23 protein-coding genes and 1 tRNA gene are annotated in these 23,968 nt (G+C 62.2%); 15 read left to right on the forward strand and 9 right to left on the reverse strand.

Annotated elements, in window-relative coordinates:
• Window positions 1–65: 65 nt before the first annotated feature.
• The 5 genes from M1D51_RS08840 to M1D51_RS08860 all read left to right on the forward strand — a co-directional run bounded on the left by M1D51_RS08840 (window position 66) and on the right by M1D51_RS08860 (window position 4,932).
• A complete protein-coding gene (locus M1D51_RS08840) occupies window positions 66–431 on the forward strand; it encodes a YraN family protein (RefSeq protein ID WP_458109238.1) in 366 nt (121 codons plus the stop codon).
• Window positions 432–1,973 carry a YifB family Mg chelatase-like AAA ATPase gene (locus tag M1D51_RS08845; RefSeq protein ID WP_458109239.1) on the forward strand — a complete coding sequence of 514 codons (1,542 nt, stop codon included), beginning with the start codon at window positions 432–434 and terminating at the stop codon, window positions 1,971–1,973.
• On the forward strand, window positions 1,970–3,202 hold the full coding sequence (dprA, locus tag M1D51_RS08850) for a DNA-processing protein DprA (protein ID WP_458109240.1): 1,233 nt from the start codon (window positions 1,970–1,972) through the stop codon (window positions 3,200–3,202). Before M1D51_RS08845 ends, dprA begins: the two co-directional genes overlap by 4 nt.
• A gap of 89 nt (window positions 3,203–3,291) precedes the next feature.
• Window positions 3,292–4,191 (forward strand): tyrosine recombinase XerC, encoded by a 900-nt coding sequence (locus tag M1D51_RS08855; RefSeq protein ID WP_458109570.1) that lies wholly within the window; start codon window positions 3,292–3,294, stop codon window positions 4,189–4,191.
• Between the two features lie 237 nt (window positions 4,192–4,428).
• Window positions 4,429–4,932 carry a DUF3145 domain-containing protein gene (locus M1D51_RS08860; protein ID WP_018776197.1) on the forward strand — a complete coding sequence of 168 codons (504 nt, stop codon included), beginning with the start codon at window positions 4,429–4,431 and terminating at the stop codon, window positions 4,930–4,932.
• A 147-nt stretch (window positions 4,933–5,079) separates the two neighbouring features.
• Here M1D51_RS08860 and M1D51_RS08865 read toward each other — a convergent pair whose 3' ends face one another.
• From M1D51_RS08865 to aceE, 6 genes are all read right to left on the reverse strand, one after another.
• Window positions 5,080–6,315 carry a beta-ketoacyl-[acyl-carrier-protein] synthase family protein gene (locus tag M1D51_RS08865; RefSeq protein WP_172325195.1) on the reverse strand — a complete coding sequence of 412 codons (1,236 nt, stop codon included), beginning with the start codon at window positions 6,313–6,315 and terminating at the stop codon, window positions 5,080–5,082.
• Between the two features lie 132 nt (window positions 6,316–6,447).
• Window positions 6,448–6,693 (reverse strand): acyl carrier protein, encoded by a 246-nt coding sequence (locus M1D51_RS08870; protein WP_011692310.1) that lies wholly within the window; start codon window positions 6,691–6,693, stop codon window positions 6,448–6,450.
• Between the two features lie 117 nt (window positions 6,694–6,810).
• Window positions 6,811–7,872 (reverse strand): beta-ketoacyl-ACP synthase III, encoded by a 1,062-nt coding sequence (locus M1D51_RS08875; protein WP_458109241.1) that lies wholly within the window; start codon window positions 7,870–7,872, stop codon window positions 6,811–6,813.
• Window positions 7,869–8,798 carry an ACP S-malonyltransferase gene (locus M1D51_RS08880; RefSeq protein ID WP_458109242.1) on the reverse strand — a complete coding sequence of 310 codons (930 nt, stop codon included), beginning with the start codon at window positions 8,796–8,798 and terminating at the stop codon, window positions 7,869–7,871. Before M1D51_RS08880 ends, M1D51_RS08875 begins: the two co-directional genes overlap by 4 nt.
• A gap of 88 nt (window positions 8,799–8,886) precedes the next feature.
• The gene (locus M1D51_RS08885; RefSeq protein ID WP_172325198.1) at window positions 8,887–10,131 is read right to left on the reverse strand and encodes a PucR family transcriptional regulator; all 1,245 of its coding nucleotides are present in this window, start codon (window positions 10,129–10,131) and stop codon (window positions 8,887–8,889) included.
• Window positions 10,132–10,334: 203 nt separating this feature from the next.
• On the reverse strand, window positions 10,335–13,124 hold the full coding sequence (aceE, locus tag M1D51_RS08890) for a pyruvate dehydrogenase (acetyl-transferring), homodimeric type (RefSeq protein WP_458109243.1): 2,790 nt from the start codon (window positions 13,122–13,124) through the stop codon (window positions 10,335–10,337).
• A gap of 381 nt (window positions 13,125–13,505) precedes the next feature.
• Here aceE and M1D51_RS08895 point away from each other — a divergent pair, with 381 nt between their 5' ends.
• The 7 genes from M1D51_RS08895 to M1D51_RS08925 all read left to right on the forward strand — a co-directional run bounded on the left by M1D51_RS08895 (window position 13,506) and on the right by M1D51_RS08925 (window position 18,449).
• The gene (locus M1D51_RS08895) at window positions 13,506–13,925 is read left to right on the forward strand and encodes a DUF3052 domain-containing protein (protein WP_026542347.1); all 420 of its coding nucleotides are present in this window, start codon (window positions 13,506–13,508) and stop codon (window positions 13,923–13,925) included.
• Window positions 13,922–14,425, forward strand: a complete 504-nt coding sequence (locus M1D51_RS08900; RefSeq protein ID WP_458109244.1) for a peroxiredoxin — start codon at window positions 13,922–13,924, stop codon at window positions 14,423–14,425. Before M1D51_RS08895 ends, M1D51_RS08900 begins: the two co-directional genes overlap by 4 nt.
• Window positions 14,422–15,378 (forward strand): NAD-dependent protein deacetylase, encoded by a 957-nt coding sequence (locus tag M1D51_RS08905; protein WP_458109245.1) that lies wholly within the window; start codon window positions 14,422–14,424, stop codon window positions 15,376–15,378. The genes M1D51_RS08900 and M1D51_RS08905 overlap by 4 nt, the downstream gene beginning before the upstream one ends.
• Window positions 15,379–15,433: 55 nt before the next feature.
• Window positions 15,434–15,509 (forward strand) — tRNA-Val (locus tag M1D51_RS08910).
• A gap of 114 nt (window positions 15,510–15,623) precedes the next feature.
• Window positions 15,624–15,914: a hypothetical protein gene (locus M1D51_RS08915; RefSeq protein ID WP_458109246.1), complete on the forward strand. Its 291-nt coding sequence runs from the start codon at window positions 15,624–15,626 to the stop codon at window positions 15,912–15,914.
• Window positions 15,915–16,145: 231 nt separating this feature from the next.
• Entirely contained in the window at window positions 16,146–16,940 is a 795-nt protein-coding gene (locus M1D51_RS08920; protein WP_172322464.1) for an IclR family transcriptional regulator, read from the forward strand.
• A gap of 150 nt (window positions 16,941–17,090) precedes the next feature.
• Window positions 17,091–18,449: an MFS transporter gene (locus M1D51_RS08925; RefSeq protein ID WP_458109247.1), complete on the forward strand. Its 1,359-nt coding sequence runs from the start codon at window positions 17,091–17,093 to the stop codon at window positions 18,447–18,449.
• An 81-nt stretch (window positions 18,450–18,530) separates the two neighbouring features.
• Here M1D51_RS08925 and M1D51_RS08930 read toward each other — a convergent pair whose 3' ends face one another.
• Both M1D51_RS08930 and M1D51_RS08935 read right to left on the reverse strand, forming a co-directional pair.
• Window positions 18,531–19,034 (reverse strand): hypothetical protein, encoded by a 504-nt coding sequence (locus tag M1D51_RS08930; protein ID WP_458109248.1) that lies wholly within the window; start codon window positions 19,032–19,034, stop codon window positions 18,531–18,533.
• Between the two features lie 102 nt (window positions 19,035–19,136).
• Window positions 19,137–20,204 carry a D-2-hydroxyacid dehydrogenase gene (locus tag M1D51_RS08935; RefSeq protein WP_458109249.1) on the reverse strand — a complete coding sequence of 356 codons (1,068 nt, stop codon included), beginning with the start codon at window positions 20,202–20,204 and terminating at the stop codon, window positions 19,137–19,139.
• Between the two features lie 70 nt (window positions 20,205–20,274).
• Between M1D51_RS08935 and M1D51_RS08940 the strand changes: the two genes are divergently transcribed.
• From M1D51_RS08940 to M1D51_RS08950, 3 genes are read left to right on the forward strand one after another with little or no spacing between them, the layout of a single operon-like run.
• Entirely contained in the window at window positions 20,275–21,216 is a 942-nt protein-coding gene (locus tag M1D51_RS08940; RefSeq protein WP_458109250.1) for an NAD(P)-dependent oxidoreductase, read from the forward strand.
• Between the two features lie 2 nt (window positions 21,217–21,218).
• Window positions 21,219–21,989 carry an SDR family oxidoreductase gene (locus M1D51_RS08945; protein ID WP_458109251.1) on the forward strand — a complete coding sequence of 257 codons (771 nt, stop codon included), beginning with the start codon at window positions 21,219–21,221 and terminating at the stop codon, window positions 21,987–21,989.
• Complete coding sequence (locus M1D51_RS08950; RefSeq protein ID WP_458109252.1) at window positions 21,989–23,035, forward strand: L-idonate 5-dehydrogenase; 1,047 nt, start codon at window positions 21,989–21,991, stop codon at window positions 23,033–23,035. Before M1D51_RS08945 ends, M1D51_RS08950 begins: the two co-directional genes overlap by 1 nt.
• A gap of 6 nt (window positions 23,036–23,041) precedes the next feature.
• Here the strand turns inward: M1D51_RS08950 and M1D51_RS08955 are convergent, their stop codons facing one another.
• Window positions 23,042–23,770, reverse strand: a complete 729-nt coding sequence (locus M1D51_RS08955) for a FadR/GntR family transcriptional regulator (RefSeq protein WP_172322470.1) — start codon at window positions 23,768–23,770, stop codon at window positions 23,042–23,044.
• Between the last annotated feature and the right edge of the window lie 198 nt (window positions 23,771–23,968).

Raw genomic sequence — 23,968 nt, forward strand, 5'->3', positions numbered from 1 at the left:
TTACCCACATAGCCTCCTGCGCCCCTGCCGCTTACCGCCACCAGACGGAAAGCTGGTCATCGGAGGTGGTGGTCATGAGAGCAAAAGACCTGCTGGGCCGGAACGGCGAGGCACTTGCGGCCGGTTTCCTGGAAAACCAGGGGATGCGGATCGTTGATCGGAATTGGCGATGCGCAGACGGTGAAATCGACATCGTCGCGATCGAGGGCGACACCCTGGTGGTTGTTGAAGTCAAAACCCGCCGGAGCCTGGACTACGGTCATCCCTTTGAAGCGGTGGGCTCTGCCAAGTTGGCCCGGCTCCACAGGTTGGCTTCATCATGGTGCCGGGAACATGAGCTGAAAGCGCCCCGAAGACGTGTCGATGTCGTCTCAGTCATCGACAACGGCGCGGGCGGGCCTGAGCTTGACCACTTGCGGGGTGTGGGCTGAGTGGGAGTGGGACGCAGCTACTGCGTTGCGCTGGTGGGCCTCAACGGGTACATCGTGGAGGTTGAAGCCGACATCGGCCAAACACTTCCCAACTTTGTCATTCTGGGCCTGCCCGATGCCGCACTGAATGAAGCGAAGGAAAGAATCAGGTCCGCGGCTCAAAACTCAGGGATTCCCTTGAGCCGGCGCAAGATCACAGCGAATCTCATACCGGCGTCCCTTCCTAAAAGGGGTTCCGGCTTCGACCTGGCCATCACCATGGCCGTTCTTTGCGCTGCCAATGATGTCCGGTCCATCGGTGGGACGGTTTTCATCGCGGAACTGGGATTGGACGGCAGGTTGAGGCCGGTGCGGGGGATACTTCCGGCGGTGATGGCGGCAGTCCAAGCCGGGCATCCGGATGTGGTGGTGGCTGAGGCAAACGCCGCGGAAGCATCCCTGGTGCCGGGCGCCAACGTCCGCGGCTACAAGACTCTGGCCAGGCTCGCGTTCGACTTCGGCGCAGACCCCAAAGAGTTGGCCCTCGACTATGATCCCGCAGACACCTCCGCCCCCGGGGACGATGACGGTGAGGCGTTCATGGTGCCGGACCTTTGCGACGTTTCGGGTCAAGGGGAGGCACGACGCGCGCTCGAAGTCGCCGCAGCCGGGGGCCACCACATGTTGCTGACCGGGCCGCCGGGTGCGGGAAAGACAATGCTGGCGGAGCGTTTGCCGGGATTGCTCCCGGATTTGGCAGACAACGCGGCCATGGAAGTGACGGCCATCCATTCGTTGGCCGCTGTGCAGACTTCGGCCGTGCGGCTGATTCGCAGGCCACCCTTTGAGAGTCCGCATCATAGCGCCACGGCCGCGGCCATCATCGGTGGCGGATCAGGACTTCCACGGCCGGGTGCTGCCTCCCGGGCGCATCGTGGAGTTCTGTTCCTGGACGAGACGCCGGAGTTCGAACGGCGGGTGCTCGACGCTCTCCGGCAACCCTTGGAAAGCGGAGAACTGGTGATACACCGCTCGGCGGGAACGGCAGCATACCCTGCACGTTTCCAATTGGTCCTTGCAGCGAACCCTTGCCCGTGCGGGAAGGCTTCCGGCAAAGGGATGGATTGCACCTGTACAGCCATGATGAGGCGGCGCTACTTCGGGAGAATGTCCGGGCCGTTGTTGGACCGCGTGGACATCCAGCTCCAGGTTGAGCGGGTGTCCTTGGCCGATTTCGGTCAAGGAGGGCAGGAAGAAGACACAGGCGCCGTTGCGGTACGTGTGCTGGCAGCCAGGGCAAGCCAACTGGATCGGTTGCTGAGATTGGGACTTGAAACCAACTCACAGGTTCCTGGCCGCATTTTGCGAGGCGAACTTCGGTTGCCGCCGGGGACCACAAGAATCCTTGACACCGCCCTGGAACGCGGAATGCTGACGGCGCGCGGCTACGATCGCGTTCTCCGCTTGGCCTGGACACTCGCAGACCTGGGACACGGCGGGACACCCACCGTTGATCACATCGGCCAAGCACTGGGGCTTCGACAAGCTGCGGTTGCCACATGAGGGACATCGACACGAAAGGAACCAAGAAAGTGGCCGCAGTGGGGTTGCATGACAACGAACGGATTGCCCGGGCTGCGCTTGCCCGGCTCATGGAGCCGCAGGACTCGGTGGGCCTTGCCCTGGTAAGGGCCCTAGGAGCGGTCGACGCCTTGGGCGTGGCCACCGGAGAGCTCGCAACAAGCCCCGCCTTGGAACAGGAGATTTCCACCCTGCTGGTTGAAGCCGGGGGACCAACCACCTGGGCCGGGCTTCCGGCCACACTCCGGCGATGGGCGCCACGGGTCAAGGACCTGGCTCCGGAGCGTGACCTTGAAACCATGCGCCGGCTGGGTGGGCGTTTGATCATTCCCGGAGACGAATTGTGGCCTGATCAACTCCAGGACCTTGGGCTGCAGGAACCCCTCTGCCTGTGGTGGCGGGGTCAGGAGCAGCCGCTGCCGCCAGCGCGGCGAACCATTGCTTTGGTGGGGTCCAGGGACAGCACCAGCTACGGCGCCTCCGTCACGGGAGACTTCGCGTACGGCTTGGCGCAGCGTGGCTTTACGGTGATTTCCGGGGGCGCCTATGGCATTGATGCGCATGCGCACCGCGGGGCGCTCAGCGGCGGGACAACCGACTTGCCTACCATTGCCGTGATGGCCGGAGGCGTGGACCGCTTTTACCCTTCCGGCAATGATGACCTGCTCCGTGCTGTAGCCACCCAAGGTGCTGTCATCTCGGAAGTTCCTCCTGGGTCCGCGCCCACACGGTATAGGTTTCTGCAAAGGAACAGGATCATTGCGGCCCTGGCGTCCGTCACTGTTGTGGTGGAAGCGCGGTGGCGTTCAGGTGCGCTCAACACGGCACATCATGCTGAATCGATCGGCAGGGTCGTTGCGACGGTTCCCGGGTCCATTCACAGCGCCAACTCGGCGGGCTGCCACCGATTGCTTCGAGAGGGGGGAGCCGTCTGTGTCACTGATGCGGGCGAGATCGCTGAGCTGGCCGGAGCCATCGGAGAATCCACCAGTGCGGAAAGGAGCGCCGATGCCGCCATACACGATGGCTTGTCCTTGGAAGATCTCATTCTCCTTGATGCGCTACCCCTCCGCGCCGCCACGTCCGTGGAAAAGCTCACAGTGGTGGCAGGGCTGAGTCCAGAGGCTGTGCGGGCCGGCCTTGGGCGGCTGGGGCTCATGGGCCTGGCCAACTCGGAACGGGGTGCTTGGAAACGGGCCAAAAACGCCTGAGCAGGGCGGGGAAATCATGTTGATGCGGCCTGTGAGTCCCGGATGCTGGCACAGTGGGAGATGTGGACGCACAATCACTGCCATCATCAATGCGCACCGCTGTGGAGGGCTTTCATCGATACCTGGAGGGCGAGAGGGCCAGATCCGCACATACGGTGCGTGCTTATCTTGCAGATGTGGAGAGCCTCCTCGGTTTTGCGGTGCAGGAAGGTATCGAAGAGCTCGGCCAACTCGAGCTGGGTTCGCTGCGTCGCTGGCTTGGCGCGCAGAGCGAAGCGGGCATGGCCAGGGCCACGCTGGCCCGCCGGGCCGCGACCGCCAGGTCTTTCACGGCTTGGGCACTGAGGGAGGAACTGATTGCTGCAGACCCCGCCATCCGCCTGCAGGCACCCAAGCGCGACAAATCCCTGCCGGGAGTCCTTCAGCAGCAGCAGGTAACCCGGATGGTGGATGACCTGAACACGGCAGCCGCAGAAGGAGGCCCCATGGCTGTTCGCAACCGGGCCATGGTGGAACTCTTGTATGCCACCGGAGTCCGCGTGGGGGAACTCGCCGGCCTGGACATCGATGACCTTGATCCGGATAGACGCACGCTCCGGGTGCTGGGTAAGGGCAACAAAGAGCGCACCGTGCCATTCGGTGTTCCGGCGGCATTGGCCGTGGACGATTGGCTCCGACGGGGCCGGCCAACCTTGGTGACAGCCAAGAGCGGGCCCGCTTTGTTCCTGGGAGTACGGGGAAACCGGGTTGATCCGCGTCAGATCCGGGCGGTGGTCAGCGAACTGCTCCAGGCTTTGGGCGACACGTCGGCCACAGGACCGCACGCACTCAGGCACAGCGCAGCTACCCACCTTTTGGACGGGGGAGCGGACTTACGCGCCGTCCAGGAGATTCTTGGACACAGCAGCCTCGCGACCACGCAGATCTACACGCACGTGTCCGTGGATCGGCTGAGAAAGAGTTACCAGCAGGCGCATCCCAGAGCCTGAGTTCGGCCGTCCAGGTGGCGCACTGGCGGAAACCGGCGCCGTACGGCAAAATAAGAGCACCACGGGGAAACCTTCAATTCACGGTTGAGGGTTATCTCTGTGCCAAGATCGTCAATAGCAACCAACAAAAACTGAATAGCCAGTCAGGGCCCAAGAAATTCAAGGCATCCGGCTGCAACAGCAAACATCCAGGCAGAGGTCGTTGGGGAAGACGTACCTACAGCTATGGAGGATGGAATGTCTGTTGCAACAACCCGCGGTGTCCTGTTTGTACACTCGGCCCCTACGGCACTTTGCCCGCACGTTGAGTGGGCCATTGGATCGGTCGTGGATAAGCGGACCGATCTTGAATGGACCCCTCAACCGGCTGCGCCTGGAATGTTCCGGGCTGAGTTGTCATGGACTGGCGCCCCCGGTACCGGGGCACAGTTGGCATCGGCCCTCCGGGGTTGGGCGCATCTGCGCTACGAGGTCACTGAAGAACCGAGCCAGGGAGTGGACGGAGCCCGCTGGTCCCATACGCCGGAACTCGGAATTTTCCATGCCGTTACGGACGTCCATGGCAACATCATGGTCACAGAGGACCGCATCCGTTATGCCTATGAATCCGGCGCCGGCGATCCCTCAGCTGTCTACCACGAGTTGTCCCTGGCGCTTGGTGAAGCGTGGGACGAGGAACTCGAACCGTTCCGCCACGCGGCAGAGGGCGCCCCAGTGCGCTGGCTGCACCAAGTCGGCTAGAGGACCGGTACCAAACCACGTCGCTGCGTCAGTTTCGCTGACGTTTCCAGGCAAGACTGAGCGCAGGCTTCTCCCATAGCAATAAGAAAGGGCTCCACCGTCAGGTGGGGCCCTTTCTTACGTTTTCGCCAGGGGCGCTGCTAACCCTCAGACGTTCCTGACAGCAATGACGGCGTTGTGCCCGCCGAAGCCGAAGGAGTTGCTCAGCGCCACGATGTCACCGGACGGCAGGTCGCGGACCGAGGTCACAACGTCGAGGGGGATCTCAGGATCCTGGTTTTCGAGGTTGATGGTCACTGGCGCCTTGCGCTCGTAGACGGCCAGCACGGTCAGTACAGCTTCAACAGCCCCTGACGCACCCAGGAGGTGGCCCATCTGCGACTTGGTGGCGGAGACCGCCACATTGTCTACATGGGTCCCCAGGGCGGCACGCAGGGCCGTGTACTCGGGCTTGTCACCAACTGGAGTCGAAGTAGCGTGCGCGTTGACGTGGACGACGTCTTCGGCCTGGATACGGCCATCAAACATCGCGGCCTTCAGGGCACGGGTGGCACCGAGTCCTTCGGGGTCCGGTGCGGTGATGTGGTAGGCATCCGCTGTAACGGACGTTCCGGCCAGTTCTGCATAGATCCGGGCACCACGGGCAAGGGCGTGCTCTTCGGCTTCCAGAACCAAGGCTCCGGCACCTTCACCCATGACGAAGCCGTCGCGGTCGGTGTCGTACGGGCGGGAGGCGCGCTCGGGCTCGTCATTGCGGCGGGAGAGTGCCTGCATGGAGGAGAACGCTGCCAAAGGCATCGGGTGGATGGCAGCTTCAGCGCCACCGCACACCACAACGTCTGCTTTGCCTGAGCGGATCAGGTCCAGGCCCAGATGAAGGGCCTCAGTACCGGAGGCGCAGGCCGAAACCGGGGTGTGGGCTCCGGCACGGGCACCGAGGTCCAGGCTTACTGCTGCCGCCACGCCGTTAGGCATGAGCATGGGAACGGTCATGGGCAACACGCGGCGCGGTCCCTTGTCCCTGAGGGTGTCCCATGCATCCAAAAGGGTCCAGACGCCGCCGATGCCGGTAGCGAAGGCTACTGCGAGACGGTCGTGATCGATTTCTTCGATCCCGGCGTCGGCCCAGGCTTCACGTGCTGCGATCACACCAAATTGCGTGGAAGGGTCCATGCGCTTGGCTTCTACGCGGCTCAGGACCTCAAGTGCCGGCGTCGAGCACCGGGCAGCAAAGTGAACGGGGAGGTCGTACTTGGCCACCCACTCGTCACCGAGCGTGCGGGCGCCGGAGACCCCTTTCAGCGCGTTCTGCCACATTGTGGGGACGTCGCCGCCGATGGGAGTGGTGGCCCCCAGACCGGTTATGACTACTTTGCGTGCCATGCGATCACTCTCTGTCGGATAGCCGTCCCTCCTGCAGCATTCACAAGGGGAGGCAATAAAATCTTTGGGTGTTACTGCGGCTGTGCCGGGCCTGGAGGATGGATATCCCGGCCCGGCACAGCTGGGTCAGGACTAGGCCTGTGCGTTGGCGATGAAGCTGACGGCGTCGCCCACGGTCTTGAGGTTCTTGACCTCTTCGTCCGGGATGCGTACGCCGAACTTCTCTTCAGCGTTGACGACGATGGTCATCATGGAGATGGAGTCGATGTCCAGGTCCTCGGTGAAGGACTTGTCGAGCTCGACGGCTTCGGTGGCGAGGCCCGTCTCTTCGTTGACGATTTCAGCCAGGCCGGCCAGGATCTCTTCGTTGCTAGCCATTGTTGGCTCCTTTTCTTGTTGTACCGGCTACTGCCGGAAAGGGGGCAAACCGCGGGTTACGGTTTGGGTTTGTAAGTCGTATTCAGTTGGCTGGAGGTATCCGGGACAAGTCCCGGTCTACGGCAGGACCACTACCTGGGCGCCGAAGACCAGTCCGGCCCCGAACCCGATCTGCAGGGCCAGGCCGCCGCTCAGCCCAGGGTTCTCCTGAAGCAAGCGGTGCGTTGCCAGCGGGATGGACGCAGCGGAGGTATTACCTGCCTGGGCGATGTCGCGGCCGATGACAACGGATTCGGGAAGCTTGAGCTTCTTGACCATCTCGTCGATGATCCGCATATTTGCCTGGTGCGGAACAAAAGCGGCGAGGTCGCTCGCTTCAATGCCCGCAGCATCCAGTGCCTGCTGGGCTACCTTGGCCATTTCCCAAACGGCCCAGCGGAACACGGTCTGTCCGTCCTGCCGCAGGGTGGGCCAGACATCCTGGGTTGCCGAAAGAATTGCGGGATCGTCGATTTCATCCGAGTGCCGGGCGGATTCGCCTAGCTTCTTGACGTCCTCAAGGGAGTGGGTCATGCCAATGGCGTCCCACTTGCTGCCGTCCGAGCCCCACACGGAAGGGCCGATGCCGGGAGTTTCGGACGGACCCACCACCACAGCCCCCGCACCGTCGCCGAGCAGGAACGAGATTGTGCGTTCGTGATTGTCGATGACGTCGGAGAGCTTCTCCGCACCGACTACCAGGACGTATTGCGCCGCACCGGAACGAACCAGGGCGTCAGCCTGGGCCACGCCGTAGCAGTACCCTGCGCAGGCGGCCGAGATGTCAAAGGCCGGTGCCGGCGTCGCACCCAAACGTTCGGTAAGGGCAGCAGCAGCGGACGGCGTTGCGTAAGGGTGCGTCACCGTGGAAACGATCACTGCGCCAAGTTGGGACGCGTCGATGCCAGCCTGCTGAAGCGCTTCGCGTGCTGCGCCTTCGGCCATGTCAATGACGCTGACGTCAGCGGCAGCGCGATGGCGGGTGATGATGCCTGTACGCTGGCGGATCCATTCATCGGAGGAATCGATCCACTGGCAGACGTCCTCGTTGGTGACGATGACATCCGGCCGGTAGGCGCCGATGCCGAGGATGCGCGCATTCTCATTGACAACGGCCTTGTTCAACACGGGGGTGCTCATGCCTGTCCCTCCAATTCTGCGAAGAGCGCCAGGGCCGCGGACAGGTCATCCGGGGTTTTGACGGCAACCGTCTTGACGCCGGGCATGCCGCGCTTGGCGAGTCCAGCGAGGGTGCCGGCTGGAGCCAGTTCGATGACGCCCGTGACACCTCGTCCCACCAGCGTTTCCATGCACTTGTCCCAGCGGACGGGGCGGGAAACCTGGGCGATCAGGCTGTCGACGGCGGCGGGCCCGGCAGTCACTTCGTTGCCGTCGTAGTTGGACAGCAGGGGTACGGCCGGGTTTTGCGGTGAAAGCGATGGCTTGAGGGCCTCAAGCGCGCTGACGGCCGGAGCCATGTGGGAGGTGTGGAAGGCACCTGCAACCTTGAGCGGAATCACGCGTGCCTTGGCCGGGGGATTCTCAGCCAGCGCCTTGAGCTGGTCAAAGGTGCCGGCGGCTACGGTTTGCCCGGCGCCATTGACGTTCGCGGGCGTCGCGCCGGCGGCCTCAATGGCTGCCAGCACCTCGGAAGGGTCACCGCCCACCACGGCACTCATGCCCGTGGGGGTGACGGCCGCCGCGGCGGCCATGCTGTTGGCACGTTCACGTACAAAGGTCATGGCTTCGGCTTCAGTCAGGACTCCGGCCAAGGCGGAAGCGGTGATTTCGCCAACGGAATGCCCGGCGAGGATCACTGGCAACGTGCTGAGCTCGACGTCGAACAACGAGTTGGCAGCAACAAGCCCCGCCGCAACGATCAGTGGCTGGGCCACCGCGGTGTCCTTGATGGTTTCTTCATCCGAGGTGGTGCCGTGGGCCTTGAGGTCAATGCCTGCGATCTCGCTCAGGTGGGCCAGTTGGCCTTCGACGGAGGGGAGTTCCAGCCAAGGGGCCAAAAATCCAGGGGTCTGGGAGCCCTGTCCAGGGCAGACGATTGCAAGCACGTATCCAGCTTTCCAAATTGCCACGTGATCCACTGGTGTTTTGGTACACCAAGCTCACTGGGTCAGTTTGTAGGAAGTCTACAACGGTTCAGTTCTGTGAACGCGACGCATGACGCTCGGGAGCGGCTTTGGGCTGGGCCGAAAGCCGGCCTACCACCAAGGCAGTTTGGAGGACGAAAGCCTCCCTGGGAAGGAGCGGATCCCAGCCCGTGACGTCGCAGACACGCTTCAAACGGTAGCGCACAGTGTTGGCATGGACGAACAATTCCCGGGCTGTGGCCTCCAAGGAATGGCCCAGCTCAAGGTATGTCCCCAAGGTCTCCACCAAGCCGTTGGAAGCAGCCAGCAGTGGCCGGTAAATGTTCTTGATCAAGGACCTGCGTGCCGCGTCATCACCGGAGACGACTCGCTCCGGGAGGAGGTCATCGGCCGCAACAGGCCGCGGGGCAGAGGGCCAGGCGCGGGCGGCAGTGAGCCCCGCGAATGCCGCCTGCGCCGAGCCGCTGGCCTCCAGCAGGGACCCTGCCTCGGGGCCGTAGACCACAGCGCCCGGGGCAAAAAGCTCGCTGAGCTTGAGGTAGGCCGTGTCACGGTCCTGGACGCCACCAAGGATCAGGATGAGTCGGTCACCCTGAATTCCCACCAGGGCGTCCTCGGCGAAACGACCGGCAGTCCTGCGCAGTTCACTGACGTAACTGGCGCTCGGTTCCGACGGCGAATTGCCCACCATCACAGTGAACCGTTCCTGGGCTTTCCAGCCAAGGGCTGCGATCCTGGAGCGCAAGGCATCGGTGTTCTCACCGCGAAGGATGGCATCCACGATCAGCGCCTCAAGACGGGTATCCCATGAGCCGCGGGACTCGGCCGCACGGGCGTAGACGTCCGCGGCTGCAAAAGCCACCTCCCGCGAATACCGCAGGACTGCTTCACGGAGTGAGGGCTGGTCCGATTCCGGGGCGATCACCGGAACCTGGTCCTCCACCACCTCAACGACGATGCGGATCAGCTGCAGGGCTTTTTGCAGGCTGATCGAACGCGTCAGTTCTGTCGGGGCGTTGCCGAAGACATCCGTGAGGATCCACGACGGCGAGCTGGGACGCTCGTACCACGTCACGAACGCTGCGATTCCGTTCTGGGCCACCAGGCCCAGCGCCGAGCGCTCATCGGAGCTCAAACGGGTGTACCAGGGCAGCGACTTCTCAAGCTGGCGCATGGTGCTGGTGGACAATTGGCCCACGTTGGCACGGAGTTGACGCAGAGTTTCGGCCTTCTCCGGCGACAAAGCCTGGGTTGCTGCCTTGCGCTTGGAAGGTGTTTTGCTCGGCTCTGCCATGGAATGAGCATACGGCCCATCCCGGGCAAGCTCCATTTGTGAGAAGGCTACAACTTGCGTTGTTGCCGGTCACATGCCCGGCAGCCTTCCTGCCACGAGGTTAAACCACGACGACGGCCCCCACCTTTCGGTGGAAGCCGCCGTTGCATGGGGCGCTGGCGTGGCCTTGGACCCGTGAGGTCCAGGGACTTGCCGGCGGTTGGTTAGGCGTCGCCGCCTGCGCCGCCGGTGGTGCCGGCGTTCACATCCAAGAGCCGGTACTTCTCGATCGCCTTCTCCAAGGCACCGTCTTCAACTTCTCCCTTGGCGGCAAGGAGCTGGAGGGTTTTGGCGACGATGGAGTGGGTGTCGTTTTTGAAGTAGCGGCGTGCGGCTTGGCGGGTGTCGGAGAAGCCGAAGCCGTCTGCTCCGAGGGAGGCGAAGTCGTTGGGGATGAATTGGCGGATTTGGTCGGGGACGGCTTTCATGTAGTCCGAGACTGCGATGACTGGTCCGGTGGTGTTTGCGAGTTGTTCGGTGATGAACGGGGTGCGGGCGGGTTGGCCGGGGTTCAGGAAGGCGTGTTCTTCGGCGGCGAGTCCGTCGCGTCTCAGTTCGTTCCAGGAGGTCACGGACCAGACCTCGGCGGCGACTCCCCAGTCTTCGGCGAGGATCCGGGCGGCTTCCAGGGCCCAGGGTACGGAGACGCCGGAGGCGAGGATGTTCGCGGTGGGGCGGTTCCCATCTCCGGTGGGGGCTTCGGCGAGGCGGTAGATGCCTTTGAGGAGCCCGTTGATGTCCAGGTTTTCCGGTTCCGCGGGTTGGGTGATGGGTTCGTTGTAGACGGTGAGGTAGTACATCACGTTCCGGTCTTCACCGGTGCCGTCAGTGTCGGGGCCGTACATTTCTTCGAGGCCGTGGCGGATGATGTGGCCGATTTCGTAGCCGTAGGCGGGGTCGTAGGTTTTCACGGCGGGGTTGGTGGAGGCCAGGATGGGGGAGTGTCCGTCGGCGTGTTGGAGTCCTTCGCCGGTGAGGGTGGTCCGTCCTGCGGTGGCGCCGATGATGAAGCCGCGGGTCATTTGGTCTGCTGCGGCCCAGAAGGAATCGCCGGTGCGTTGGAAGCCGAACATGGAGTAGAACACGTAGATCGGGACCAGGGGTTCGCCGTGGGTGGCGTACGCGGTGCCCGCGGCGGTGAAGGCTGCGACGGCGCCGGCTTCGTTGATGCCGGGGTGGATCAGTTGGCCGGCGGGGGATTCTTTGTAGGCCAGGACGAGGTCGCGGTCCACGGAGAGGTAGTTCTGGCCTTTGGGGTTGTAGATTTTCGCGGTCGGGAAGAACGCGTCCATGCCGAAGGTCCGGGATTCGTCCGGGACGACGGGCACGAAGCGTGCGCCGAAGTTCTTATCCCGCATCAGGTCCTTCAGGAGCCGGACGAAGGCCATGGTGGTCGCGGCTTGTTGTTTCCCGGATCCGCGTTTGGCTACGTCGTAGGACTTCGCGTCCGGGAGTACTACTTCGGTGTGTTTGCGGCGGCGTTCGGGGACGAACCCGCCAAGTTCTGCCCGGCGGTCCATCAGGTATCGGATTTCGGGGGCGTCCATGCCGGGGTGGTAGTACGGGGGCCGGTAGAGGTCAGCGTCGAGTTGTTCATCGCTGATGGGGATGCGGAGGTGGTCACGGAAGGCTTTGAGGTCTTCCATGGTCAGTTTCTTCATCTGGTGCGTGGCGTTGCGGCCTTCGAAGTGCGGGCCCAGGCCGTAGCCCTTGACTGTTTTGGCCAGGATGACCGTGGGTTTGCCCTTGAACTCGGTTGCTGCCTTGTACGCGGCGTAGACCTTGCGGTAATCGTGGCCGCCTCGTTTGAGGCCCCAGATCTGTTCGTCGTCCAGGTCCGCGACCATGTCTTTGGTCTGCGGGGACTTGCCGAAGAAGTGTTCACGGACGAACCCGCCGGACTCGGCCTTGTAGGTCTGGTAGTCACCATCGGGGGTTTCGTTCATGATTTTCACCAACGCCCCGTCCCGGTCGTTTTCCAGGAGTGAATCCCATTCGCGGCCCCAGACGACCTTGATGACGTTCCAGCCCGCGCCGCGGAAGAACGCTTCGAGTTCCTGCATGATTTTGCCGTTGCCGCGGACCGGTCCGTCCAGGCGCTGGAGGTTGCAGTTGATCACGAAGTTCAGGTTGTCCAGGTTCTCGTTCGCGGCGAGCTGCAACAAACCACGGGACTCGGGCTCGTCCATTTCCCCGTCGCCGAGGAACGCCCAGACCTGCTGGTCCGAGGTGTCTTTGATGCCACGGTTCTGCAGGTACCGGTTGGACTGGGCCTGGTAGATCGCGTTCATCGGGCCGATACCCATCGACACGGTCGGGAATTCCCAGAAATCAGGCATCAACCGTGGGTGCGGGTACGAGGACAGGGCATGGCCGGCCTTGGACTTTTCCTGACGGAACCCGTCCAAATCCTCTTCCGTGAGGCGGCCTTCCATGAACGCGCGGGCGTACATGCCAGGGGAAGCGTGGCCCTGGAAAAATACCTGGTCCCCGCCGCTGGGGTGGTCCTTGCCGCGGAAGAAGTGGTTGAAGCCCACCTCGTACAGGGTCGCGGCACCGGCATAGGTGGAGATATGCCCGCCAACACCAATATCGGAGCGCTGCGCACGGTGGACCATCACCGCGGCGTTCCACCGCATATACGCCCGGTACCGGCGCTCGAACTCCTCGTTCCCCGGGAACTCTGCTTCCTGGTCCACCGGGATCGTGTTCACATAATCAGTGGTCGTCACCATCGGCACACCCACCGACCTCGCGCCGGCACGCTGCAACAAACTCCGCATAATGTACTGGGCACGCTCGGTACCCTGCTCCGCGATCAACGCATCAAGGGACTCAATCCACTCCGCGGTCTCTTCCGGATCACGATCAGGCAGCTGGGCAGTCAACCCGCTGAGGATGTGTGAGGTCTCTTCTCCTGCAGCCACGTCCAACCTTCCTTTAGGCGCATGCATCGGCGCCTCAGGTCTGGCAGGGTATCTGCCCGTCGTGAACGCGTCGTGTGCGACATCTCGGTATCAACAGCCCGGTCGGATGCGCCGGGCAGGTCTTGTGAGCGCTTGGCTGCCCAGTAGAATTCTGCGGGGCGGTCGCCCTGCAGCCAGAGCGCTCATGGCCACTCTAGCTTTCACTGCGCCGCGATGCGTAGCCGTGGGGCCCGAGGGGCGTTGTATGTCACATCTTGCTGCCCTGCGTGACGGAAAGCACGTCACTGTCACGGCCGCGAAACACCCCCGGTAATGCGGAATGTGGCCCGTGGCAGGGACAATGGCTTGAAGCACACGCCCAAAGGGTGTTGGCTGTTAGTAATGGAAGTCACTTCAAAAGGAGGAAACGTGAGCGAGGCCGACGCCGCCACATCGGTAAATGTGGCGGAACGAATGGGTTTCAAAGATGGGGATCTGATTCAGGAGCGCGGCTACGACGACGACGTCGACTTCGACTTACGTGACGACATTGAAGATGTCACGGGCTCTGAGCTGCTGGATGAAGACGACCACGACGTAGTAGATGCCGTTGTCTTTTGGTGGCGGGATGGCGACGGCGATCTTGTTGATGCCCTCATGGACTCGCTCACCACGCTGAAGGAAGGCGGAGTTGTCTGGGTGCTGACTCCCAAGTCGGGCCGCGACAACTATGTCTCCCCGGCTGACATCCAGGATGCGGCCCCCACATCCGGACTGCACCTCACCACCTCTGCCGGGGTGTCGAAGGACTGGAGTGCAACCCGACTGGTGCCCAAGAAGAACAAGTGACCGAGGTTTCACTGGTGCAGGCTCCAGCGGTGATTCCGCAGCCGGGCCAGCTTGCCCCGGACTTCGAGCTGGTCAATCAGTTCGGCGAGCCCGTCCGCCTGTCGGATTACCGGGGCAGCAATGTAGTCGTCGTTTTTTACCCCTTCGCGTTCTCCGGGATCTGCACCGGTGAACTATGTGAGATTCGCGACAACATTGCGGCGTTCGAAGATTCAAACGCCGTTGTTCTTGCGATCTCCGTAGATAGTAAATTCACGCTTCGCGCCTACGCCCAACAGGAAAGCTATGGCTTTGACCTGCTGGCCGACTTTTGGCCCCATGGTGCGGTAGCCAGGACGTACGGAGTTTTCGACGACGACAGCGGTATGGCTTTGCGGGGAACGTTCATCATCGACGCCGCCGGGGTCATCCGGTACGTGGTGGTCAATCCACGGGGCCAAGCGAGGGACCTTGCTGAATATCGCCGTGCTCTCACGGCCTTGGGTCGGCGGCAGGCATGAGCTCCGTCCGGCCCGGTGTGGGCATGACTGGTTTTGCCAGCCTGGCCCCCGCGCCGGTGACACAGCTAGGCGCTGATGAACTTACCGCCGTCCGGCAGGCCGTCGGCATTATTAGCGGCAAACGACTGGCCGTATTGACGGGCGCGGGGCTGAGTACCGATTCCGGAATTCCCGACTATCGGGGACCGGGCTCCGCGCCGCGGAATCCGATGACCTTCCAGGAGTTCATCGGCAGTGAGGCCAACCGCAGGCGCTATTGGGCCCGGAACCATCTGGGGTGGTCGCATCTCAGGCATGCGGACCCCAACGCAGGACATGCCGCCGTGGCCCTGATGGAGCGGCGGGGTCTTTTGACCGGCCTCATTACCCAAAATGTGGACAGGCTCCATGAGGACGCGGGCAGCGTTAATGTGGTGGATCTGCACGGGCGTTTTGACCAGGTGGTCTGCCTCGAGAACGGTCATATCTTCAGCAGGGGGCTCGTTGCAGCGATCCTGGAGGAGATTAATCCAGGGTTCCTCGAAGCTGCCTCGGAGTCCGGGCTGGTGGAAATGGCTCCGGATGCGGACGCAACCGTTGAGGATCCCGAGCTCATCACTTCATTCATCATGGCTGTTTGCCCAAGGTGCGGGGGAACACTTAAACCCGATTTCGTTTACTTCGGCGAAAACGTTCCCAAGGAGAGGGTGGAGCGCGCTTATGCCATGGTTGATCACGCCGAAGCCCTTCTGGTAGCTGGTTCGTCCCTGACGGTGCAAAGCGGGCTTCGCTTTGTGCGCCATGCCGCCAAGGCCGAAAAGCCTGTTGTCATCATCAACCGGGGAGCTACCCGGGGTGATAACTTCGCCACCCTGAAGCTGGAGCTCGGAGTCAGCGGCACCCTGGACTATCTGGCCCGGAATCTGCCGGATCTTTCAGACGGGAATCCGCCGATTGGTGTTTCCAGCAATTGATGATGTAGAGTCGTTGTTCGTTGGTTGAAGCGCTGAGGCACTGAAACTGCACCAAGGGTCTTTAGCTCAGCTGGTAGAGCGCCACGTTTACACCGTGGATGTCATCGGTTCGATCCCGGTAGGACCCACCAAGGGAAACCCCGTCAATCCAAGCCTTACGGCTGGTTGACGGGGTTTTTTTATTGCGCAAGCGCCGCCTGCAGCGCGTCCTTTTAATGTCTGGGCCCGCCTTTAGGGTCTTCTCCATGGAGCACGTAGATATCCGTAGCAGCGCGCAAGGCACACCGTTGGTCGTCCTAAGGGGCAGCCGTGAATGGCGGATCGTGGTGGAGCCCGTGCGCTGGTTTGAGCGTGTCTCCTGGTGGGAGCAATCGAGGCGAATGCCCCGGGGACAAGGCCGCGTGGATGTGGAGGTCTGGCAGGTCCAGGTTCGTTTGGGAAACAATGTCCGGTCCAGCATCGCCACGTGGGAGCTGGTGCGGGATGGTGCAGGCGGGGGCTGGTGCCTCAGGGGCGAAGAAGTGGCCGCGGCTTAGCTTTCCCGGGAAATGGATGAGCTCTCCACCACGACTATTGGGGGATGCCGCGGTGGAGAGCTCGAAGATGAATATACAGCGAACTTTTGGGTTTGGAAAGCGGAGCATTCCAAGCTACCGGAACATGTAGCGGATTGGGCTGGCTGAGGCCTCGAGGGCTCAGTCAGCTGCCACTATGATGGGAAGTGTTCAGCGGAATGAACGCGAAGATCGTACTGACGAAGGAGAATCATGGCCGATTCCCGCACTACCCGTTCTGAAGGGCTGGGTGCTTCGTCGCCTGCGCCAGCTGTAACCCGCGCCGCCGCGGTTCTTGAGGCATTGGCAGGTTCTCCGTCGGGACGTTTGACCTTGAGCGATCTTTCCCGCGAACTAGGCATCCCTAAATCGTCGACGTCAAATCTCTTGCTGGCCCTTGAAGAAGCGCGCCTCATCACCCGGCAAGGTGCGGACTTTGCCTTGGGTCGAAAGCTCGTTGAGCTCGGTGCTGCCTACCTAAGCCGCCTGGACGAGGTACAAGAGTTCTACAAGTACTGCGAGCAAGCGCCCACACTTTCAGGTGAGACCGTGCGCATAGCCATGCTCGATGGCGACCATGTCATCTACCTGGCCCGGTACGAGGGGCATCCGGCGGTAAGGCTGACGTCCAACATCGGCGACAAGATGCCCGTTTCCCTCTGCAGCGTTGGCAAAGCCCTGCTGGCGCAGCTGCATGATCACGATATTGAGGCAATGTTTCCCGATGGCATGCAACTGCCGGTCATGACAGCCAACTCGCTACGCACTGCCGAGGAACTCAAGTCCCAGATAATCACCATCCGAAAGCAAGGGTTTGCTTTCGAGGATGAAGAGTCAACAGTGGGTGTGGTGTGCCTCGCTGTGCCCGTCCCCACCCACGGAGCCCACGGTCCAAGCCTTGGCCTCTCGGTGACTGCGTTGAAGGCCACCTACTCAGAAGAGCAGGGTGCGCTGATGGTCAAGGAGCTTAAGGAGTTGGCCCGTTCCCTGGGAAACCCAATGGGATAGCGCGGCTCGCTGAGTGTCCAGAATATATAAATCTGATTTCAACCTTGGCACATAGTTCAACAAGCTGTACGCTGTTCATCATAGTGATCTTGGCGGTGATGCCATCACTATCTCGCCGGGCCAACGGGGGCCTGGGGTGATTTTGAGGGAGTGCTTGTGATAACTCGTACTAATACACAGATTGCGGCTGAGGCTGACGATGCTGTGGTCGCACCGGAACAGCTGCGCCGGGCCACCTTGGCCAGTTCCGTGGGTTCAGCTTTGGAATACTACGATTTCTATATTTATGGGCTGGCCTCCGCGCTGATCTTTGGCCCGTTGTTCTTTTCCCCTCTCGGCCCGGATGGTGCGCTGATCGCTTCCTTCGCCACTTATGGCGTCGGTTTCGCCGCCCGCCCCTTTGGTGGGTTGATCTTTGGCTACATTGGCGACAGGTTCGGCCGGAAAATGGTCCTGATCCTGACTATTGCCTTGATGGGTACCGCAAGCTTCGCCATTGGGTTGCTGCCAACCTTCGAGCAGGCCGGGATGCTCGGGGCGGTCCTGCTGGTGACCTTGAGGATCATCCAGGGCCTCGGTGCCGGCGCTGAGCAGGCAGGGGCCACCACGCTGATTTCCGAAGTCGCGCCGCGCCGTCGTCGTGGTTTCTACGCCTCTTTGCCTTTCGTTGGCATCCAGTTGGGCACGCTCCTGGGCGCAGGGACATTTGCGTTGATCGCCATGGCTGACAAGTCTGTCCTTCAGGGATGGCTCTGGCGTGTGCCGTTCCTGGCCAGCTTCATCCTGATTGCCGTGGCCATTTTCATTCGTCTCAAGCTCAAGGAAACACCTGCTTTCCAAGAGTTGGAGAAGCACAAGAACGTGGTCAAGAACCCCATCGGTGCGCTGTGGAAGCACTCCAAGAAGAATGTGCTCCTTGGCATCGGACTCCGTATGGGAGAAAACGGCAACTCCTCCATCTATTCGGCCTTGCTGGTGTCGTTCATGAGCATGCCCGCTGGTGTCTTCGCCGGTAACAACTCGATTGGCCCTGTGGGCCTGTTGATCGCCGCCGGCTTCGCGGCGGTCTTGGTGGTGACATTCGGCGCGTTGTCCGACAAGTTCGGCCGCGTTCCGGTGTACCGCTACGGCGCCCTGTTCCAGGCCATCATCGCCGTTCCTGCCTTCTATCTGGTCACCTTGGGCAACGTCACCTTGGTGTGGGTTGTCATGGCCGTGGGTATCGCCATCGGTGTCCAGTCAATGCTCGGCCCCCAGTGCCCACTGCTGCCGGAACTGTTCGGTTCCCAATACCGCTTTACCGGTGTGGCCATGAGCCGGGAGATCTCGGCTGTCCTGGCTGGAGGACTCGCGCCACTGCTGGGTGCGTTGATGCTGGCGGCAACCAACCACTCATGGCTTGTACTGGCCATCTACTCCCTGGTGCTGGCGCTCATCTCCTTCGTCACCACCTTTTTCACTCCGGAGACGGCGGGGCGCGATCTCGTCAGCACGGAAGACGCCAAGTAGCGTCCCGGCACAACAATGGCAGCGCGGCACCCTCGACTCGGAGGGGGCCGCGCTGCTTTCGTCACGAATGACTTCTACGTTCTATTCCGGTTCGGCCCGCGTCGGTCTGAACACTTTGCCCGAAAGAGGAGCAGTGGCAAACCATCCCGTACCTTCACCGGCAGGGCGGGTGGCAAGGGCGCGGGAGGCTCTCTCCTTCCCTGCCTGTGCCGCAGCTGCAAGGGCGTCGAAGGCAGCAACGGCGGTGGCGTTGGGCGCCTTCGTCCCACGGAACCGGTGTGCCCGGGCGTTTTCCTCGTAGGGCTTGAACTCCACTTCATAGCCGTCGCCCAGCTCATCAGCAACACGTTGGGCCAGGCGTTGACCTTCTACGGTGTACTTGGCAGCTCTTTCCGTTGACTTCCACGTGAAGTCCCGCGTCAAGGAATCGTAGTAGAACTGCTCCCAGTTCCGGAGCTCATGCACCAGTCCCTCGGTCAACCCGGTGAGAGAGTACTCGATCGGAACATCCAGCCAGAGGACTGTATCCCCGTAGTCCGGAAAGAGGCGCACCACCGTGCGCTGAGGCATCTCCGAGGCGTTCATGTGGCGATGCTACGCCGGTCGACACAACAAAGGCACGGCCAAGTTGCCTTGGCCGCGCCTTTGCACTGAACCTCCGTCAGCCCACGAGGGGCGGAATGAGTCTTAGTAGAAATGGATGGGATCCACCAGGTGGGGTAGCTCGCCGCCGGCCATGAAGGTACGCAGGTTGCTGCGGAACCGTTCTGCGATGAGACGGTTCTCAGCCGTACTCAGGGCGGATGTATGCGGGGACACCAGCACCCGGGGGTGGCTCCACAGCGGACTGTCCTGGGTGAGGGGTTCGACGGCAAAGACGTCAAGGCATGCATAGGAAACCTGGCCATTGTCCAGCGCTTCGAGCAGAGCATCCTCATCCACCACTGTTCCGCGACCCACATTGACGAATACGGTGCCCGGCTTCATGGCGTTGAAGATGTCCTTATTGAACAGCTTCTCCGTATAGGGGGTGCCGGGAAGGGTGTTCACCACAGCATCGGCGTCGGCGAGTAATCCGGGCAGACCGTCGTTATCGGTGACCTCATCAATGCCCTCGATGGCCCCGACGTTGCGTTTGGTGCCGCTGACTTTCATGCCCAAAGCCCGCGCAATCCGTGCTGTTTCCAGCCCGATCTCACCCAGGCCCGCGATGACCAGCTTGGAACCATTGGCCAGCTTTGTGGGGGTGCGCAGCTCGGGCCAGAACTTGGCGGCCTGGTCCTGTGCCATCTCTGCGCTGCGCTTGAATCCGTTAAGGATGCCGAATGCGGAAAACTCGGCCAGGGGTAGTGCATGGACTCCGGCTGAGGTGGTGACGTGGAACTTCTGCAGAGTTTTGGTATCCAGGCCTGAAGCCTTGACCGCTCCACCGGCTCCTGCGGCCATGGCGTGGATCCACGCCAGGTGCGGGTTCTCCGCAGCGATGCGCGCCAGGCCGGCGGGGCTTTCGTTGGGGAAGCCGTAAAGAACCTGAGCCCGGTTCAGCATTGCCCAGTAACGTTCCTCCTGCTCGGGCGTCCGCTTGAAAGCGGGGTCGCCGGCATGATCGGCCGGGAAGCGCTCCGGGGGGAGCAGCTCGGGATCGTAGAGAACTGTTACGGAGGGATCTACAGCGCGGATCAGCTCTACGTGCTCTGCTTCGAGCGGCACAGCGATGGCGATGGTCAGTTCATCAGTCGTCATGGTGTTCATCATACTGAATGGCGGCTAGGATATTGAACAGAATTTACTAAGATGACCACAAAGAAGTGAGGTGTCAACTACGGTGACCAATCAGCGCGTAGGTTTTGTAGGCCTCGGACTCATGGGAGCACCCATGGCCGGCAACCTCGTCAGGGCCGGGTGGACCGTCGCCGCCTGGAACCGTTCCCATGCCGTCTTCGAAGAGCTTCCCACGGTCCAACGGGTAGAAAACGTTGTGGAACTGCGTCATGAGGATGCCATCATCTTCATGCTCCCCGATCTGCCCTTTATCGAAGAAGCCGCAGCGGACTTGCTTGAATCATGGCGGAACGAACCGCCAAAGCCAGGTACCGCCGTCGTCATCATGAGCAGCGTCTCGCCCACGGCGGTACAGCACTTCGCTGAAACAGTCCACGCCGCAAGCGGCGGCAACGCCGTGGTGGTGGATGCGCCGGTCAGCGGAGGCACAGCGGGTGCGAAGGAGGGGACGTTGGCCATCATGGTCGGAGCCACTGAAGCCCAATTCGCAGCAATCCAACCGCTGCTCGGTGCCATGGGAACCACTGTAAGGCGGATGGGGGCACTGGGATCAGGGTCGCTGGCCAAGGCTTGCAACCAATTGATCGTCGGAACCACGACGGCGGCACTTGCCGAAGCTGCCGAGCTCGCCGAACGCTCCGGCATGGATGTGGAGGCCCTCTTTGACGTCCTCTCCGGAGGGCTGGCCGGCAGCCGGGTGCTGGACAACATTGGCCCCAGGCTGGCAGCCAAGGACTATGCGCCCACAGGCCCCGCCAAGTTCATGCATAAGGATCTTGGCTTTGTCCTGGACAGCGCGGCAGCCGTCGGTGCCGCCGTTCCCATGGCATCCGCCGCCACTGAACTCTACGCAGAACTCAAACGCCAGGGCCTGGGCGACCAGGACCTTGCCGTCGTCCGTCAAACCATAGCAAACCTCAGCCGGACCCCCGCAGCGACGAGCAGCAACATAAGCTGCGCAACTCCTGGAAGGAATGAACAATAATCATGAGCGCACTTTTTGACTTGACCGGGCGGGTTGCCTTGGTGACAGGCTCAAGCAGGGGAATAGGCAATGCCTTGGCCAGGGGGTTGGCCGATGCCGGGGCCACGGTGGTGTTGAACGGCATCAACCCGGAACGGCTGGAAGCTGCCCACGCAGCCATGGCTGCCGACTATCCCGCCGCCCAGGTTCACAGCCGCACCTTCGACGTCACGGACGCCACGTCCGCCGCTGAGGGAGTCGCCTGGATCGAGGAGCATGTAGGGCCGCTGGACATCCTGGTCAACAACGCCGGGATCCAGCACCGCGTGCCCATGCTTGATTTGGACGTCAAGGACTGGGACCGGGTGATCACCACGGACCTGACCAGCGCTTTCCTAGTGGGCAGGGAAGCGGCCAGGCATATGATCCCCCGGGGACAAGGGAAGATCATCAACATCTGTTCGGTCCAGACGGACCTGGCCCGCCCCACCATCGCACCCTATGTGGCGGCCAAAGGCGGTCTTCGAAACCTGACCCGGGCCATGACCGCTGAGTGGGCCGCGTCCGGGTTGCAGATCAATGGCATCGCGCCAGGGTATATCCACACGGAAATGACCCAAAACCTGGTGGACGACTCCGACTTCAACTCCTGGATCCTTGGCCGCACCCCGGCGAACAGGTGGGGGACAGTGGCTGATCTCGCCGGGCCGGTGGTGTGGCTGGCCTCCCAGGCTTCGAACTTCGTCAACGGCCAGACGATCTTCGTCGACGGCGGAATGACGGTGGTGGTCTGATGGGCATCAACCTCCCGGTCTCAGGCCCGGCTGTAGTAGCCCACGGCAAGGGTGATCTCCGGATCGAGGACATTCCTTTGACCACGCCCGCACCAGATGAAGCGATCATCGAGATCGCTTACGGCGGGATCTGCGGTTCCGATCTCCATTACTGGCTGCACGGCGCAGCGGGTGAGTCGATCCTCAAGGAGCCCATGGTCCTTGGTCACGAGATTGTGGGAGTGGTCCTCCAACAGGCAGCCGATGGTTCCGGCCCTGGCGTGGGAACACCGGTGGCCGTCCATCCAGCGACGCCCGCGCCCGGAGATGCCAGGTATCCACAGGACCGGCCGAATCTCTCCCCGGGCTGCACGTACTTGGGCAGTGCCGCCCGCTATCCACATACTGACGGCGCGTTCAGTCGATACGCCAACCTGCCCGCCAGGATGCTCCGGCCGCTGCCGGAGAGCCTGGACCTTCGCACGGCTGCGCTCGTGGAACCGGCCAGCGTCGCCTGGCACGCAGTGGCCCGCGCCGGGGACGTCAAGGGAAAAAAGGCCCTGGTCATCGGCAGTGGGCCCATCGGTGCGCTTGCCGTCGCGGTCCTTAAGCGTGCCGGTGCGGCCAGCATTGTTGCCGTCGACATGCATGACAAGCCGCTGGAAATCGCTCGCGCTGCAGGCGCCCATGAAGTCCTCAAAGGTGACGATGCCAAGGCCATCGCGGCAGTTGATGCCGACGTCGTCATTGAGTCCTCGGGCAGTCACCACGGTCTCGCGTCGGCCATCAAGGGCGCAACGCGGGGAGGCAAAGTGGTGATGGTCGGGCTTCTGCCGTCAGGCCCGCAGCCGGTTCTTATTTCGCTGGCTATCACCCGGGAGCTGGAACTCCTGGGATCTTTCCGCTTCAATGACGAAATAGACCACGTTATTTCGGCGCTGGCCGACGGCTCGCTGTTTGTGGACCCTGTGATAACCCACGAATTCGGTCTGGCCCATGGCCTTGAAGCCTTTGAAGTAGCGAAGAACTCCGCGGTGTCCGGAAAAGTCCTGCTGAACTTCGGGTAGGAACGGCTAGTTGTTGGAGACCGGGACAAAGACCCGGGGCTGGTCATCCCAGCTGGGTGCGAGTTCGGCGATAGTCTGCCGCATGATCTTCGCTGCGGCGTCACGAGCCGCGGAACCGTCGCCGGCGTCGATCGCGTGGGCGACGTCCATGTGCCACTGGAGCGCCTGCTTCTGGGGGTGCTCCGGCATGAGCCCGTGCACCGTACGCCCGGTGAGGGTCTCTGTGACCTGGCCAATGAGGTTGGCGAACATTTCGTTGCCCGAGCCGGACAACACCAAGGCATGGAAGCGAATATCAAGGTCCAGGAACTTTGCCATGTCGCCGGCATCTCCTGCTTCTTTCATGGCCAGCGAAATGCTGACGAGCTCCTGGCGGAGGCTTTCCGGAGCGTTGCCTGCGGCCAGTTCGGCTGCAACAGGCTCGACGGCGGAACGCAGCTCCGCGAGCGACCTCAACTGGGCGCCACGCCCCTCGCCGGCCAGCCGCCAGCGAATGACCAAGGGATCAAAGGGATTCCAGCGGTGCGCAGGCAGGACCCTGATGCCCACCCGCTTGATGGTCTCTACCAGGCCCAGCGATTGCAGAACGCGCACAGCTTCACGGACTACCGAGCGGGAAACCTTGAGCTCATCTTCCAGGTGCTCGGCCAACATCACGTGGCCGGTAGGAAGGGCGCCGCCAACAATCCGGGTTCCCAGATGCTCAACGGCGCGGTGGTGGAGGCTGGTTGACATAGAGGTAAGCATAGTGGCGCCGAGGACGCCTGCGTGCCGGGCCGGTTGTCATTTGCCCGTCCGCACGCCTGTGGAATCCGGCGCCCATCATAGACTGTTTATGACGCGGGAAACTTCCACAACGTGGGCACCGCTTTCCCGCCCACGGTCTTAATACGTATGGTTTATTACAGCCCCTGGTTTTGAAATCGCTTCCTG

It is taken from the genome of Arthrobacter sp. R3-55, from assembly GCF_054161505.1.